The sequence below is a fragment of the Archangium sp. genome (assembly GCF_045802675.1).
GTDB lineage: Bacteria > Myxococcota > Myxococcia > Myxococcales > Myxococcaceae > Archangium.
The window spans coordinates 130,835-145,670 of record NZ_JBJMQO010000124.1 but is presented as its reverse complement, the minus strand read 5'-3'; the positions used below and the strand labels follow the sequence as shown (position 1 = coordinate 145,670).

Genomic DNA, 14,836 nt, shown 5'->3' with positions numbered 1-14,836 from the left:
CGGTAACGGCGAAGGGATTCGTGGTGCGCCGCAAGGCCCCGACGAGCGCGCCTTCCTACGAGTCGGGTGAGGAGTACCAGGAAGCCCCTCAGGCCGCCGCGCCGCCGGTCGTCGAGACCCCGGCCGTCACGGCTCCGCCGTCCGCCGCCCCCGAGGCGCCCCGGGCCGCCGCCGAACCCGCCGCGCCGGAGACCCCGGCCGTCACGGCTCCGCCGTCCGCCGCCCCCGAGGGGCCTCGCGCGGCCGCCCAGCCGTCCGCTCCGGAGGCTCCGGCCCCCGCTGCCCAGCCGGCTACTCCCGCCGAGGCACCTCGTGCCGAGGCCCCCGTCGCCGCCGCTCCCGAGCAGCAGCGTCCTGTTTCGCAGCCCGTTGCCACTGCTCCCGAGGCGCCTCGCGCCCCGGAGTCTCCGCGGGCCTCTGCGCCCGTTCCGGCGGCCGCCGTTCAGCCGCCTCCCTCTGTCAAGGAGTCACCCAGCTTGTCTACCCGCCCGCCTTCGGCGGTTCCACCCTCTGTCCGGACGCCTTCGCATCCGTCTTCTGGTGCCTCTCGAGGCCCTTCTTCGGGTGCGCCCGGCATGTCCGGTCGTCCCGGGGGTCCCGGCGGCCAGGGCGGTCGTCCCGGGGGTCCCGGCGGCCAGGGCGGTCGTCCTGGGGGTCCCGGCGGCCAGGGCGGTCGTCCGGGGGGGCCCGGCGGCCAGGGTGGTCGTCCCGGGGGTCCCAGCCAGTATCAGCGCGGCGGCCCCAGCCAGTATCAGCGCAGTGCCCAGTCCACGGGTCCGGTGCGTCCCTCGTCTCCGGGTGCGGGCGGTGGTGCCACGGCGGGTGCTCAGGCGAGCGCCTCTCCGACTGGGCCGTCGGGTCAGCAGGTCATGGTGGGCGGCGTGCCCCACCAGCAGGTGACGCAGGATGCGCGCTCGCTGCGGCCCACGGCCACCCAGGCCGTCGTCATCTCGCGCCCGCTCATCCAGGTGCGCCGCGTCACCCCCACGGGCGGTGGCGGCAAGCAGTACCCCAAGGCGCCGGGCCCGAGCGCGCTCGGCGAGAAGCGCGAGTACAAGGTCGTCCCGGATCACCTGGGCCGCGGCCGTGAGCTCGTCGACGTCTCCAAGAACAAGGAGAAGGAGAAGGCCGGGCGCGGCAAGCGCGGGACCTCCGCCTCCGAGGGCGGTCCTTCCAAGCAGGAGATCTCCGACCTGGTGTGGGGTCGCGTCACCATCCCGGTGCGCGGCAAGAAGAAGAAGCCCACCAAGAAGGGCGCCAAGACTCAAATCACCCAGATGGCCGAGGAGAAGAAGGTCATCAAGATCCAGGAGGGCATCTCCGTGTCCGACCTGGGCCAGCGCATGGGTGTGCGCACCACCGAGCTCATCAAGAAGCTGATGGGCCTGGGCAAGATGGCCACGGCCAACCAGGTCGTCGACGGCGAGACCGCCGAGCTGCTCGCCACCGACTACGGCTGGCGCGTGGAGAAGGCCGGCTTCGAGGTCGAGGACTTCCTGCCCGAGGTGGAGGCGCGTCCCGAGGACGAGCGTCCGCGTCCGCCGGTCATCACCGTCATGGGCCACGTCGACCACGGCAAGACGAGCCTGCTCGACGCCATCCGCGCCGCCAACGTGGCGGCCGGCGAGGCCGGTGGCATCACCCAGCACATCGGCGCCTACTCGGTGAAGACGTCGCGCGGTGACATCACCTTCCTGGATACCCCGGGCCACGAGGCCTTCACGTCCATGCGCGCCCGTGGCGCCAACGTGACGGACATCGTCGTGCTGGTGGTGGCCGCCGACGACGGCGTGATGCCGCAGACGATCGAGTCCATCAAGCAGGCCAAGGCCGCCGAGGTGCCCATCGTCGTCGCCATCAACAAGATGGACGTGCCGGGCGCCAACCCGGACCGCGTGAAGAAGGACCTGGCCACCTACGAGCTCGTGCCCGAGGAGTGGGGCGGCGAGACCATCATGGTGCCCGTCTCCGCCAAGCAGAAGGTGGGAATCGACCTGCTGCTGGAGAACCTCGCGCTGCAGGCCGAGGTGCTCGAGCTCACGTCCAACCCGAGCCGTCCGGCGGTGGGCGCCATCATCGAGGCCAAGCTGGAGAAGGGCCGCGGTCCCGTGGCCACCGTCCTGGTGCAGGAGGGCACGCTCAAGGTGGGCGACGCCGTCGTCACCGGCACGCACTTCGGCCGCATCCGCGCCATGAACAACAGCCGCGGCGAGGCCGTGAAGGAAGTCTTCCCGGGCTACTCCGCCGAGGTCATCGGCCTCTCCGGCGTGCCCACCGCGGGCGACACGCTCAACGCGGTGGCCGACGAGAAGGCCGCCAAGGAGATCGCCACCCACCGCGCCATGAAGGGCCGTGAGGCGGAGCTGGGCAAGGCCGACACCCGCGAGACGCTCGAGCAGCTGTTCGCCAAGACGAAGGCGGGCGGCGGTCCCAAGGAGCTGCGCCTCGTCATCAAGGCGGACGTGCAGGGCTCGGCCGAGGCCGTCAGCGAGGCCGTCAGGAAGCTCACCACCCACAAGGTCCGCGTGGAAATCATCCACTCGGGCGTGGGCGCCATGACCGAGGGCGACGTGATGCGCGCCGCCGCTTCCAAGGGTCTGGTGGTGGGCTTCAACGTGAAGCCCGAGTCCGGCACCGAGGCCGCCGCCAAGGCTCAGGAGGTGACGCTGCAGACGTACAGCATCATCTACGAGCTCATCGACGGCGTGCGCCAGGCGATGGAGGACCTCCTGGAGCCCATCCGCACCGAGCGCAAGCTGGGCCGCGCCGAGGTGCGCAACACCTTCAACGTGCCGAAGCTGGGCACCATCGCCGGTGCGGCGGTGCTCGACGGTGTGATGAAGCGGGGTGCCTATGTCCGCCTGCTGCGCGACAGCAAGCAGCTGTTCTCCGGAAAGATGGCCTCGCTGCGTCGCTTCAAGGACGACGTGAAGGAAGTCTCCCAGGGGTTCGAGTGCGGTATCGGCATCGAGAACTACAGCGATCTCAAGCCCGGCGACATCATCGAGGCCTACGAGATCGAGGAGACGCGGCCGAGCCTGAGCTAGTCCCTCTCCGGCCGTTGTCCCGCACCACCGGAATGCTCCCGGTGGCCCGCCCTCCAGGCGTGGTCACCGGAGTAGGGGGCCTTGTGTCATGTTCGTCTGTGTCGCGCGTCTGACCCTGCAGATTCCGGAGAGTGGTTCGCTCAAGGCCAAACGGCAGGTGCTCCGCCGGATAACGGACCGGGTGAAGGCCCGGTTCAACGTGGCCGTCGCCGAGGTGGATGACCAGGATCTCTGGCAGAAGGCCACGCTCGCGCTGGCGGTGGTGGGCAACGAGCGCCGCCACGTCGACGAGCAGATGGAGAAGATCATCCACTTCGTGGAGGAGATGTACGTGGCTCCTCTCATCTCCCGGCAGACGGAGATCATGGCCTTCGGGGACACGCTGTACACCCCCGGGCGCCCCCTGCCCGCCGAGCGGGACGAGGACGAGGAGTCCGAGGAATTCGACGAGGAGGGCGGCGGGGACGGTGAGGAGGCCGGGCCGGAAGCGGACCTGGAGGAGCTCATCGCCGGCATGGGCCGTGGAGACCGCTCCATGGCCGAGGCCGAGGGGATGGCAGACTGGGAGCGCCGGCACGACGGGCGGGAGAGCGGGCGGCCAGCCAAGGCGGCGGACCAGGGTCCGGTGTCGCTGGACGAGGCCCGGGCCCGTGCTCGGAGCCTGCGCAACCCGAGGGATTGGGAGAAGAAATGAGCACCAGCAATCGGCCGGAGCGGGTGGGCCAGGAGATCCAGGCGGTTCTCGGAAGGATGCTCACCCGGGGCGAGTTGAAGGATCCCCGCATCGGTTTCATCACCATCACCGGCGTCAAGGTGTCGCCCGACCTGAAGACGGCGCGCATCTTCTACTCGATGATGGGCACCGAGCAGGAGCGCAAGGAGACGCACAAGGGGCTCGAGGCGGCCAAGGGGTTCATCCGCCGCGAGATTACCGAGTCCGTCAATCTGCGCGTGTCGCCGGAGGTGTTCTTCACCTTCGACGAGTCGTTGGAGCGGGGTGACCGCATCGAGCGGTTGCTGCGCGAGGTGAAGGACAAGGAGGGCTGGTAGCCGCCAGGGGTGCGGATACCGGTACAATCAGCGGCATGGACGGCGTCCTGGTCATCGATAAACCCAAGGGGCCCACCTCGTTCGACGTGGTGAGGCAGGTCCGGGGTCTGCTCAAGGTGAAGAAGGTGGGCCACACCGGCACGCTGGACCCGATGGCCACGGGGGTGCTCCCCCTGTGCTTGGGCGAGGCGACGAAGGTGGCCGGCTTCATCACCGAGGGCGACAAGGCCTATGACGCCGTGGTGCGTCTGGGCGCGGAGACGGACACGCAGGACGCCGAGGGCAAGGTGGTGGCCGAGGCGCCAGTGCCCGCCCTCACCTCGGCCCTCCTCGAGGAGGTGCTCGGGCGCTTCCGCGGCTCCTTCGAGCAGGTGCCGCCCATGTACTCGGCGGTGAAGGTGGGCGGGAAGCGGCTGTACGAGCTCGCCCGCGCCGGCGAGGAGGTGGAGCGCGCCAGCCGCCACGTCACCGTGTACGAGCTGGTGCTGCGCGACTTCAGCGCCACCCAGCTCCGCCTGTCCGTGCGCTGCTCCAAGGGCTTCTTCGTCCGCACGCTCGCCTACGACATCGGCCGGGCGCTCGGCTGCGGGGCCCACCTGGAGGCGCTGCGGCGCACTTCGAGCGGCCCCTTCACCCTGGCCCATGCGCTGCCCCTGGCGGACCTGGCCACGCTGGTGAAGGAGCCCGAGGTCCTCGCCAGGCGGCTGCTGCCGGTGTCCGAGGCCCTCACCGACCTGCCCGCGGTCCGGGTGAATGCCGCCGACGCGGTCCGGGTGTCCCACGGCGTCCCCGTGGAGGCCCCTGCCCACCCCGGCCGGGTGCGGGTGGTGGGTCCCGAGGGCGCGCTGCTCGCCGTGGCCGAGGTCGTCCGCGGCCGGCTGCGCTACCTGCGGGTGCTCGTCTGACCTTTGGACCCCGTGGCCCGAGCCCTCGACGTCACCGTGGTGGTTCCCCCCTCGCTGAGGCCGCTCTTCGAGGGACGGCGCGAGGTGACGCTCGGCGTGCCCGCCTCCACCACGGTGGGGGAAATCCTGGAGACCCTCCTCCGTTTGTATCCCCGGCTGCGTCAGCATTTCGCCGGCGACACCCCCGTTACCGGCGGCCTCTTCGTGCAGCTGGCCCTCGACGAGCCCTCCCTGGAGGAACTGGCCTCGGGGGGGACCGGACTGTCCACTGGCGGGCGCCTCATCCTCTTCAGCCTCTCCCGTCCGTCACCGGGCGTACGGCCGGGCGCTTAAGGTTGACCGCCCGCACGGGCGATGCTTATAAGCCCTCGATTCGTTAGTAGAGGCAGCCCGGTCTGTACCCCTCCGCGGACCGTGGCAATCGCAGTACCCACCCCGGAGCGGGAAGAAGCCAAGGAAGAACATGTCGGCATTGCATCAGGACCGTAAGGCAGAGGTCGTCTCGAAGTACCGCACCCACGATTCGGACACCGGCTCCCCCGAGGTCCAGGTCGCGCTGCTCTCCGAGCGCATCACCATGCTCACCGAGCACTTCAAGACGCACAAGAAGGACCACCACTCCCGCCGCGGTCTGCTCAAGCTGGTGGGTCAGCGTCGCCGCCTGCTCGACTACCTGAAGAGCAAGGACGCCAACCGCTACAAGAAGCTCATCGAGGGCCTCGGTATCCGCAAGTAGTAGGCCCGCAGTCGCACGGGGCGCTGGCGAAGGTCAGCGCCCCGCGTCGTTCCAGGCATTCGCACCATCGCCGTCGCAGTACCGCAGTGGATTCGAGCAGTTGAAGCAAGGAGTGGGGCGAGGCAGGAGGCAAGGGCGTGGTTGTGGACGGAGGTTTTGGTTTCCGTTCGGACGGGCCGACCGAGGCAGCACCCGGTGGGCTCGCGCGATCAGGGATCAAAGCTCCGACGCATCCCTGCCGGCGCTTCCGAGGCGCCCCCACCGCAGTCAGGCCGCGGTTGCCCGTAGCTGCCTGTTCCAGGCCCGGCGACCGCATCAACCCCATAGGCCTCGCATCGAGGCGCGTGGGCCCTCACCTTTGGTTTGTCCAAGGCAGGGCACGCGTCAGCGGGGCCACCAGGAAGTACGAGGCAAGACGGATATGCATCTGAAGAAGAGCGTCAAGATTGGCGACACCGAGCTGACCATCGAGACCGGCCACATGGCCAAGCAGGCGGACGGCTCGGTGGTGGTCCGCTACGGCGACACCATGCTGCTCGTCACCGCGGTGAGCGCGCGTGAGAAGAAGGACGTGGACTTCCTCCCGCTCACGGTGGAGTACCAGGAGAAGCTGTACTCGGCCGGCCGCATCCCCGGCAGCTACTTCAAGCGCGAGGGGCGTCTGACGGAGAAGGAGACGCTGGCCAGCCGCGTCGTGGACCGCTCCTGCCGCCCGCTCTTCCCGGAAGGCTACGCCTACGAGACCCAGGTCATCGCGAGCGTCATCTCCGCGGACCCGGAGCACGAGGGTGACATCCACGGAATCACCGGCGCCTCGGCGGCGCTCTGGGTGTCGGACATCCCCTTCAACGGCCCCATCGCCGGCATCCGCGTGGGCCGCGTGGACGGCAAGCTCATCGCCAACCCCACGCGCAAGCAGCGCGATCTGTCGGACATCGACCTGGTCATGGCCGTCAGCCGTGAGGCCGTCGTGATGGTGGAGGGTGGCGCCGAGGAGGTGAGCGAGGCGGACATGGTGGCCGCGCTCGAGTTCGGCAAGCAGTCGGCACTGCCGGTGCTGGACCTGCAGGACGAGCTGCGGCGCGCGCTGAACAAGACGGTGCGCAACTACGACCGCATCGCCGCGGTGGCCGAGGACCTGAAGGCCAAGGTGCGTGCGCTGGCCTGGGACGGCATCGTCCAGGGCTACTCCATCAAGGAGAAGGCGGCCCGCTACGACGCGCTCTCCAAGGCCAAGAAGGAGGCGCTCACCAGGCTCAAGGAGCAGCTGGGCGAGGGCTACACCTCCCAGGTGGAGAAGCACGCCAAGTCGGTGGTGGAGGACCTGAAGTACGAGCACATGCGCACGCTGACGGTGAACGGTGGCCGCATCGGCGGCCGCGGGCACGACAAGGTGCGTGACATCACCAACGAGGTGGGCGTGCTCCCGCGCACCCACGGCAGCGCGCTCTTCACCCGCGGCGAGACGCAGGCGCTGGTGGTGGCCACGCTGGGCACCGCCGAGGACGAGCAGCGGCTGGAGTTGCTCGGCGGCATGTCCTTCAAGCGGTTCATGCTGCACTACAACTTCCCCCCGTTCAGCGTGAACGAGACCAAGCCCCTGCGCGGCCCCGGCCGGCGTGAGGTGGGCCATGGCGCCCTGGCCGAGCGCGCGCTGCGCAACATGCTGCCCCCGAGCGAGAAGTTCCCGTACACGGTGCGGCTCGTGTCGGACATCCTCGAGTCCAACGGCTCGTCGTCCATGGCCTCGGTGTGCGGCGGTACGCTGGCGCTGATGGACGCGGGCGTGCCCATCAAGGCCCCCGTGGCCGGCATCGCCATGGGTCTGGTGAAGGAGGGCGATCAGGTCGCCATCCTCTCGGACATCCTCGGTGACGAGGACCACCTGGGCGACATGGACTTCAAGGTGTGCGGCACCTCGAAGGGCATCACCTCCATCCAGATGGACATCAAGATCACCGGCCTCACCACGGAGATCATGAGCCGCGCGCTGGAGCAGGCTCGCCAGGGCCGTCTGCACATCCTGGGCGAGATGCTCAAGACGATGGCCGAGCCGCGCAAGGAGATCAGCTCCTACGCGCCGCGCATCACCACCATCCAGATCCGCCCCGAGTTCATCAAGAACGTCATCGGGCCGGGCGGCAAGGTGATCAAGGACATCATCGCCCGCACGGGTGCCGTCATCAACATCGACGACTCGGGCCGCGTGGACATCGCGAGCTCGAACGTGGACTCGGTGAAGTCGGCCATCGCGATGATCCAGGCGCTCACGCGCGAGGCGGAGATCGGGAAGATCTACACGGGCACGGTGCGGAAGATCGCCGAGTTCGGCGCCTTCGTGGAGCTGTTCCCGGGCACCGACGGCCTCATCCACATCTCCGAGCTGTCGGACAAGCGCGTGAAGAGCGTGTCGGACGTGCTCAAGGAGGGCGATGAGGTGCTGGTGAAGGTCGTCAGCATCGACAAGACGGGCAAGATCCGCCTGTCGCGCAAGGAGGCCATGGCCGAGCGCGCCGCCGCTCAGCAGGGTGCCGCCGCCGGTGATGGCGCCCCCGCCACCCCGGCCCCCGCCGAGGCCACCCAGCCGGGCGCCAAGGCCTGAGCACGGTGACTTGATACCCTCACCCTGTCCCTCTCCTGGAGGGCGAGGGGAGGGGACACGGGACGCCCTCTCTCCGCTCCGGCGGGGGAGGGCGTCTTCCTTTTGCGGGCCCGGGGTGGGGGAGACCTTTCCGCCCAGTCGTGCGTTGATGCGCGGGTCCCCCTCCGGAGGCTTGCGTGTCCCAGGGCCCTCTCTCCGCGTTCTCGCGCTTCCTCGGCCACTTCCGCTGGGCCTTCATGCCGCTCGGCCTGCTCGCGCTCCTCGCCGTGGGCGTCCACGCCGCCGCGGATACGCTCGATGACCGGCTCCTCGTCCTCGTGGATCTCGCCGATTCCGCGTTCGACCGCGTCGTCGGCCGATTCACGCTCACCGAGTCCCTCGTCGACCTGCTCTCCCTGGAGCGGCGCACCACGCTCGCCCGCGCCCTCGCCCTGGCCTGGGAGCTGACGGCGGACGTGGTGCTCGCCCTGCCCGCGCTCGGCTACCGCGAGGAGCTGGCTGCCCAGGCCTCGTCCCGGTTCTCACCCGCGCTTCCTGCTCGGGACTCGTGGCGCGCGCTGCTGGTGCGTTGCCTGCGCCGGCCCACCTCCATGCGGTGGATTCGGCCGCTCGCCACCGCGCTCGTCGCCGTGGCCGGGGCCTGTACCGTGGCGCGGCTCGTCCAGGGCACCGTGTACCTCTCCTGGCGCGAGCTGCTCGGCGAGGGCGCGGCGGATGTGGCGGCCCGGGGCCTCGCGCTCGCGGCGCTGGCGGGCCTCCTGTGGCGCCTGGGTTGGCGCGCGGTGCTGCGCAACCTCCAGCACGCGGACTCGGCCTCCGAGGCCCATGCACGCGGCTTCGCCAGGGCCTTCGCCTACGGGCTGCCCGGCTCCGCCCTGGTGGCGCCCCTCGCGCTCGCCGCCGCGCTCGATGCCTCGCCCCTGCTGTCCTTCGTGCGCTGAGGAGGCCGACCCATGTTCCCGCGCCACGCCCGAGGACTGCTCGACTTCTCCCTGGCCGTCCTGTGTCTCTGGACCGCCTGGCACCACACGCCCGTGGGCGCGCTGGTGCGCAGGAGCGCGGCCTGGGCCCTCGGGAGCCGCAGCACCGCCCGGCCGTTGCTCGCGTACTACGACGGCGTCAGTGGCTCCGGCGTCTCCGCCCCCACGCTCACGCCCGACGCGCCTCCGCTCCGGCCCTTCACCGGCGGGGAGGCGCTCGCGTATGGCACGCACCTCGCGCTCAGGGGCCTGTCGCCCTCGGCCCGCGCTCCCGCCTTCAAGCTCGCCGCCGAGCTGGGCATTCCTCCCGAGGCCCTCCTGGACGACGCCCGGGGCCCCGCCGCCGCTCGCAGGCTGCACGAGGCCCTGGCCGAGGCCTTCCCCCTCGAGGAGTCCCGCCTCACCGCCGTCTTCGCCGGCCGCGTCCCGGCTCGCTACGCCGTCGAGCGCGTGGCGGCCGAGGGCGGCACGCCGGACCTGGAGCGGCTCGCGCGGCAACTGCCTCCCGGCTTCGAGGATGCCACCATGGCCGCCGCCCAGGCGCTCGCGTTGAGCACCGCCTTCGGCCTCGCGTGGCCCGTGCCCGAAACCACCCCGGTGACGAGCCCCTTCGGCTACCGCCTCCACCCCGTGCTCGGCACGCGCAAGCTGCACACCGGCGTGGACCTCTCCGTCCGCGAGGGCACCGAGGTGCACGTGGTGGCCGATGGCACCGTGCGCCGCGCGAGCGAGGACGGCGTGAATGGCCGGGTGCTCATCGTCGACCACGGGCGCGGCGTGACGACGGCCTACTGCCACAACTCGGAGCTGCTGGTGCGGCCGGGGCAGCGCGTCACGCGCGGAGAGCTGATCGCCCGCTCGGGCAACACCGGCCGCTCCACCGGGCCCCACCTGCACTACCAGCTCGCCCTGTCCGCCCAGCCGGTGGACCCGTTCCGCTTCCGTCCCCGGACCAGTCCCGTGGCGGATGAGACGGCACGCTGACTCCGGGCCGAAAGGTCGACTCTTCGTGACGCCGTGCTACTCCGGTGGACATGGCCTCGACCGTGACCGTGAGGGTCCGCCGCGTGCGCGCCCACCCGGAGCCGCTGCCCCTGCCGCGCTACGAGACCGCCCTCGCCGCGGGGATGGACCTGCGGGCGGACATCGACGGCGAGCTCACCCTCGCCCCCATGGAGCGCGTGGCCATCCCCACCGGGCTGGCGCTCGCGCTTCCCCCCGATTACGAGGCCCAGCTGCGGCCCCGCTCGGGCCTGGCGCTCAAGCACGGCATCACCCTGTTGAACTCGCCAGGTACGGTGGACGCGGACTACCGCGGAGAGGTCAAGGTGCTCCTGGTGAACCTCTCCCGCGAGCCCTTCACCCTGCGCCGGGGGGAGCGCATCGCCCAACTCGTGGTGTCTCCCGTGTCGAGGGCGTCCCTATTGGAGCTGGAGGTCCTGGAGACCACCGAGCGGGGCGAGGGGGGCTTTGGCTCGACGGGCCGTTGACCCGGCGTTCCTTGCCCCGTGTCGGCGCGGCGGGTTAAACCTTCCGTGGGTGCCTTCTGGAGGGCCCCGTTAGCCCCCCCACCTCCGGGAGTCCGACCGTTTTGCTCTGCTACCGCTGCGGCAGCCATGTCCCCGATGACAACGCGTCCTGCGCCACCTGTGGGCTGAAGCTCACCGGTGCCGCCGCGGGAGGGGGTCCGCGCCGCCGGGGGGCGAGCGTCGAGGCCCCCTACAAGCCCGGCGATCTCTTCGCCAAACGCTACGCCATCCGCGAGGTGCTCGGCCCGGGCCCCGTGGGCCATGTCTTCCGCGCGCTCGACCAGGAGATGGACGTCGAGGTCGCCCTCAAGGTCATCAACCCCCGGCTCGTGCAGATGCCCGAGGAGCGCACCCAGTTCTCCCTCGCCCTGCGCGCCGGCAAGAAGCTCACCCACCCCCACCACGTGCGCGTCTACGAGGAGGGCGAAGACCGCAACCGCCCCTACTTCACCACGCAGTTGCTCGAGGGCATGACGCTGCGGCGGATGATGGAGCAGCGCACCACACAGGGGCAGCGCTTCACCCCCCGCGAGGTGGAGCCCCTCCTGGTGCAGCTCGCCGACGCCCTCGTCAGCGCCCACAAGTACGGGCCGCACTCGGACCTCAAGCCCGAGAACATCATCGTCCTCCCGGACATGCTCAAGGTGACGGACTACGGGCTCGCGCTCGGCATTCCCCGGCTGCCCTTCCTCCAGGCCCAGAAGAGCTGGCGCTCCGCCTGCTACGTCGCCCCCGAGTACGCCGAGGGCGGTGAGCTCGACATCCGGATGGACCTCTACTCGCTGGGCGTCATTGTCGGCGAGCTGCTCACCGGCCAGACGCCCGACGAGGGCGAGGTGCCGGAGCTGCTCGCCTATGATTCCGAGCTGCCCCCCGGCCTGGAGGCCCTCTACCGGCGCACTACCAACTCCAATCCGCTCGCGCGGCCCAAGTCGGCGAGCGAGTTCCTCGTGGAATTCACCTCGGCCCTCGCGAAGCCACGGTCTCCGTCGGCGAAGCCCGCGGCCGGAGCCCCGGCGCCCATGCCGCCCCGCGCCCGCCCGAAGCCGGTGCCCTTCAGCCTCACCGCCGAGCTGGCCACGGCGGGCAGCCTCAGCAAGGACCTGCTGCCTCCGCCCGTGCCCACCTCGGAGCTGCCCACCCTGGGCGCTCCGACCATCCAGGTGCCCGTCGTGGGCGGTGACAGCCCCACCGCCGAAGCCCCCAAGGCCACCCTCCTCGAGGTCCCCAAGGCCACCACCACGCTCGAGGCCCCCGCCGTGGGCTCGCCCACGCTCCAGGAGGTGCCCAGCTTCATGGCGGGCCCCACCGAGCGCCTGTCCTCCTCGAACATCGAGCAGCGGCTCGCCCAGACAAAGGAGGCGGGGACTCCACCGGATGCTACCCAGCCGCTCGACGCGGCGACGCTCGCGGCCCTCATGGGCACCGCCCACAAGCCCGCCGCTCCGGCTCCCAAGCCCCGCCCGGCTCCGGCCCCCGCCGCGCGTGCCGAGCCCCGGCCCCTGCCTCCTCCTCCCGGCAAGGCGGCGCCCCGCACCGCGCCTCCGCCGGAGCCCGCGCCTCGCTCCTCCTCGAAGGCGAAGCTGGTGCTGCTGGCGCTCGCGGGGCTCGCCCTGGGCGCGGCGGGAGGCTATGGATTGCTGAAGATGCGTGCGCAGGCCGGGAAGGACTCCCCGGCGGCACAGAGGGAGAAACGATGAGGCGATGCGGGTGGCTCGTCCTGTTGGCGCTGTGGGTGCCACTGGTGGCCGCCTCGCAGCCTCGTCCCCGCGTGGTGGTGGTGAAGTCCGCCGGGCTCGCCCCCTACGCCTCCGTGGTGGCCGGCTTCTCCGCCGAGGTCCGTGCCGAGGTGAGCGAGGTGACGCTGGAGGACAGCGCCCAGGCCGCCACCCGCGCCTTCCAGCGCATCGCCTCGCAGAAGCCGGCGCTGGTGCTGGCCATCGGCCCCCTGGCCGCCAACACCGCCCGCCGCACCCTCGGCCAGGAGGTGCCCGTCCTCTTCGCCATGGTGCCCTACTACGAGAAGTACGGCCTCGAGGGCCCCAACATCACCGGCATCGCCCTCACCAGCGACTTCCGCCCCGAGCTCTCCGCCCTCAAGGCCCTGGCTCCCTCGGCCAAGCGGGTGGGCATCCTGCATGACCCGCGTTACTCGGCCGGACTGGTGGAGGCGGCGCAGTCGGCCGCGGGGCCGCTCGGCCTGTCCATCGTGCCGCTCGAGGCGGATGCGCAGGGCAAGGCGGAGAAGGTACTCGCCGGCTCGCGCGAGAAGGTGGACGCGTTCTTGATGGTGGCCGACAAGACGGTGGGCAATGCCTCCGTCGTCCAGGAGCTCATTGCCTTCGCCACCGCTCAACACCTGCCGCTGGTGGGCCTTACTCCCAGCCAGGTGAAGGAGGGCGCCACCCTGGCCCTCGCTCCCAGCCCCACCGCCATCGGGCAGCAGGCGGGACGGCTGGCCAACCGCATCATCCACGAGAAGGTCGACCCCGGAGCGCTGGCCGTCTCGCAGCCCGAGGGGTTGGACCTCGCCGTCAATCTCTCCGCCGCCAGCAAGCTGGGCGGCTCCAGGGACGTGGTGCTGGAGCTGCTCCGGTTCGCGGCCAGGCGGGACTTCCCCGTGAGGGTCTTCGAGTGATTCCACGTTACAGCCGCAAGGAGATGTCTTCCCTCTGGACCGACGTGGCCCGTCTGCGCCGCTGGCGCGACGTGGAGCTGGCCGCGCTGGAGGGCATGGTGGAGAACGGCATCGCGCCGCGCGAGGCCCTGCAGGACTGCCTCTCGCGCGCCGGTGACTTCTCCGAGGCCGATGCCGCCCGCATCGAGGAGATCGAGCGCACCACCAAGCACGACGTCATCGCCTTCCTCACCTTCATGGAGGAGCGGATTGGCCCGAGCGCCCGCTATCTGCACCTGGGCATGACGTCCTCGGACGTGCTCGACACGTCGCTGGGCATGTCGCTGCGCGACGCGGCGGACCTCATCCTCCAGGGTGTGGGCCGCGCCATGGCCGCCGTGGAGAAGCGCGCCTTCGAGCACAAGCTCACGGTGATGATGGGCCGCAGCCACGGCATCCACGCCGAGCCCATCACCTTCGGCCACAAGCTCGCCATCTGGTACGACGAGCTGCGCCGCGCCGAGGCCCGCCTCATCCGCGCCCGCGAGGTCATCGCCGTGGGCAAGATTTCCGGCGCCGTGGGCACCTTCGCGCACCTGCCTCCGGCGGTGGAGGTGTTCGCGTGCAAGAAGCTCGGCCTCACGCCCGCTCCGGCCTCCAGTCAAATCGTCCAGAGAGACAGGCACGCCGAGTACTTCTCCGCGCTGGCCCTGCTGGGCGCGAGCATCGAGAAGTTCGCCGTGGAGATCCGGCACCTGCAGCGCACCGAGGTGCGCGAGGCCGAGGAGCACTTCACCGCGGGCCAGAAGGGCTCGAGCGCGATGCCGCACAAGCGCAACCCCATCCTCTCCGAGAACCTGTCGGGCCTGGCCCGGCTGCTGCGCGGCTACGCGGTGAGTGCGCTCGAGGACGTGGCGCTCTGGCACGAGCGGGACATTTCCCACTCGTCGGTGGAGCGTGTGATTGGACCGGACGCCACCATCGTGGCCGACTTCATGCTGCACCGCTTCTCCGGGCTGATGGAGAACCTGCGCGTCTACCCCGAGCAGATGCAGAAGAACCTGGAGCTGCTCGGCGGGGTGGTGAACTCGCAGCGCATCCTGCTGGAGCTGGCTCGCAAGGGCATGGATCGCCAGGCCGCGTACGTCATCGTCCAGCGCAACGCCATGCGCATGTACGAGCAGGGCGTGTCCTTCCGCAAGTCGCTGCTCGAGGACGCTGACTTGCTCAAGGTGATGACGCCAGCGGAGATCGAGGACTGCTTCTCGGCCGGCTACCACCTCAAGCACGTGGACGACATCTTCCAGCGGGTGTTCGGCCGGAGCCAGTAGCGGCCCACGGCGGGGCGAGGGTTCAACCCGGGTTCTCCC

General features: G+C 70.6%; 13 protein-coding genes. All 13 read left to right on the top strand.

The genetic code is table 11. From position 1 onward, the window contains the following. On the top strand, nt 1–3,047 hold a 3,047-nt coding region (gene infB / locus ACJ8AN_RS34725; RefSeq protein WP_407759855.1), incomplete at its 5' end, for a translation initiation factor IF-2. 88 nt (nt 3,048–3,135) lie between these two features. Continuing rightward, on the top strand, nt 3,136–3,741 hold the full coding sequence (locus ACJ8AN_RS34720; RefSeq protein WP_407759854.1) for a DUF503 domain-containing protein: 606 nt from the start codon (nt 3,136–3,138) through the stop codon (nt 3,739–3,741). After that, on the top strand, nt 3,738–4,097 hold the full coding sequence (gene rbfA / locus ACJ8AN_RS34715; RefSeq protein WP_407759853.1) for a 30S ribosome-binding factor RbfA: 360 nt from the start codon (nt 3,738–3,740) through the stop codon (nt 4,095–4,097). The genes ACJ8AN_RS34720 and rbfA overlap by 4 nt, the downstream gene beginning before the upstream one ends. A 35-nt stretch (nt 4,098–4,132) precedes the next feature. Next, nucleotides 4,133–5,002, top strand: a complete 870-nt coding sequence (gene truB, locus ACJ8AN_RS34710) for a tRNA pseudouridine(55) synthase TruB (RefSeq protein ID WP_407759852.1) — start codon at nt 4,133–4,135, stop codon at nt 5,000–5,002. A gap of 12 nt (nt 5,003–5,014) precedes the next feature. After that, a complete protein-coding gene (locus tag ACJ8AN_RS34705; protein WP_407759851.1) occupies nt 5,015–5,335 on the top strand; it encodes a MoaD/ThiS family protein in 321 nt (106 codons plus the stop codon). Between the two features lie 130 nt (nt 5,336–5,465). Beyond that, nucleotides 5,466–5,738, top strand: a complete 273-nt coding sequence (gene rpsO, locus ACJ8AN_RS34700; protein ID WP_407759850.1) for a 30S ribosomal protein S15 — start codon at nt 5,466–5,468, stop codon at nt 5,736–5,738. Nucleotides 5,739–6,159: 421 nt separating this feature from the next. Continuing rightward, a complete protein-coding gene (gene pnp, locus ACJ8AN_RS34695; RefSeq protein ID WP_407759849.1) occupies nt 6,160–8,340 on the top strand; it encodes a polyribonucleotide nucleotidyltransferase in 2,181 nt (726 codons plus the stop codon). Between the two features lie 176 nt (nt 8,341–8,516). Continuing rightward, nucleotides 8,517–9,281 (top strand): hypothetical protein, encoded by a 765-nt coding sequence (locus ACJ8AN_RS34690; RefSeq protein WP_407759848.1) that lies wholly within the window; start codon nt 8,517–8,519, stop codon nt 9,279–9,281. A 12-nt stretch (nt 9,282–9,293) separates the two neighbouring features. After that, nucleotides 9,294–10,304 (top strand): M23 family metallopeptidase, encoded by a 1,011-nt coding sequence (locus ACJ8AN_RS34685; protein ID WP_407759847.1) that lies wholly within the window; start codon nt 9,294–9,296, stop codon nt 10,302–10,304. A gap of 50 nt (nt 10,305–10,354) precedes the next feature. Continuing rightward, nucleotides 10,355–10,810, top strand: coding sequence for a dUTP diphosphatase (gene dut, locus ACJ8AN_RS34680; protein WP_407759846.1), 456 nt, complete (start codon nt 10,355–10,357; stop codon nt 10,808–10,810). 101 nt (nt 10,811–10,911) lie between these two features. Beyond that, entirely contained in the window at nt 10,912–12,549 is a 1,638-nt protein-coding gene (locus ACJ8AN_RS34675) for a serine/threonine protein kinase (protein WP_407759845.1), read from the top strand. Beyond that, nucleotides 12,546–13,487 (top strand): ABC transporter substrate-binding protein, encoded by a 942-nt coding sequence (locus tag ACJ8AN_RS34670; RefSeq protein ID WP_407759844.1) that lies wholly within the window; start codon nt 12,546–12,548, stop codon nt 13,485–13,487. Before ACJ8AN_RS34675 ends, ACJ8AN_RS34670 begins: the two co-directional genes overlap by 4 nt. Then, a complete protein-coding gene (purB, locus tag ACJ8AN_RS34665) occupies nt 13,484–14,797 on the top strand; it encodes an adenylosuccinate lyase (protein WP_407759843.1) in 1,314 nt (437 codons plus the stop codon). Before ACJ8AN_RS34670 ends, purB begins: the two co-directional genes overlap by 4 nt. Nucleotides 14,798–14,836: the final 39 nt, after the last annotated feature.

Excerpts from the sequence above, each read along its gene's own strand:
- ACJ8AN_RS34720 (WP_407759854.1), top strand. The coding sequence starts at position 3,136 with ATGTTCGTCTGTGTCGCGCGTCTGACCCTGCAGATTCCGGAGAGTGGT.
- rbfA (WP_407759853.1), top strand. The coding sequence starts at position 3,738 with ATGAGCACCAGCAATCGGCCGGAGCGGGTGGGCCAGGAGATCCAGGCG.
- truB (WP_407759852.1), top strand. The coding sequence starts at position 4,133 with ATGGACGGCGTCCTGGTCATCGATAAACCCAAGGGGCCCACCTCGTTC.
- rpsO (WP_407759850.1), top strand. The coding sequence starts at position 5,466 with ATGTCGGCATTGCATCAGGACCGTAAGGCAGAGGTCGTCTCGAAGTAC.
- pnp (WP_407759849.1), top strand. The coding sequence starts at position 6,160 with ATGCATCTGAAGAAGAGCGTCAAGATTGGCGACACCGAGCTGACCATC.
- ACJ8AN_RS34685 (WP_407759847.1), top strand. The coding sequence starts at position 9,294 with ATGTTCCCGCGCCACGCCCGAGGACTGCTCGACTTCTCCCTGGCCGTC.
- dut (WP_407759846.1), top strand. The coding sequence starts at position 10,355 with ATGGCCTCGACCGTGACCGTGAGGGTCCGCCGCGTGCGCGCCCACCCG.
- ACJ8AN_RS34670 (WP_407759844.1), top strand. The coding sequence starts at position 12,546 with ATGAGGCGATGCGGGTGGCTCGTCCTGTTGGCGCTGTGGGTGCCACTG.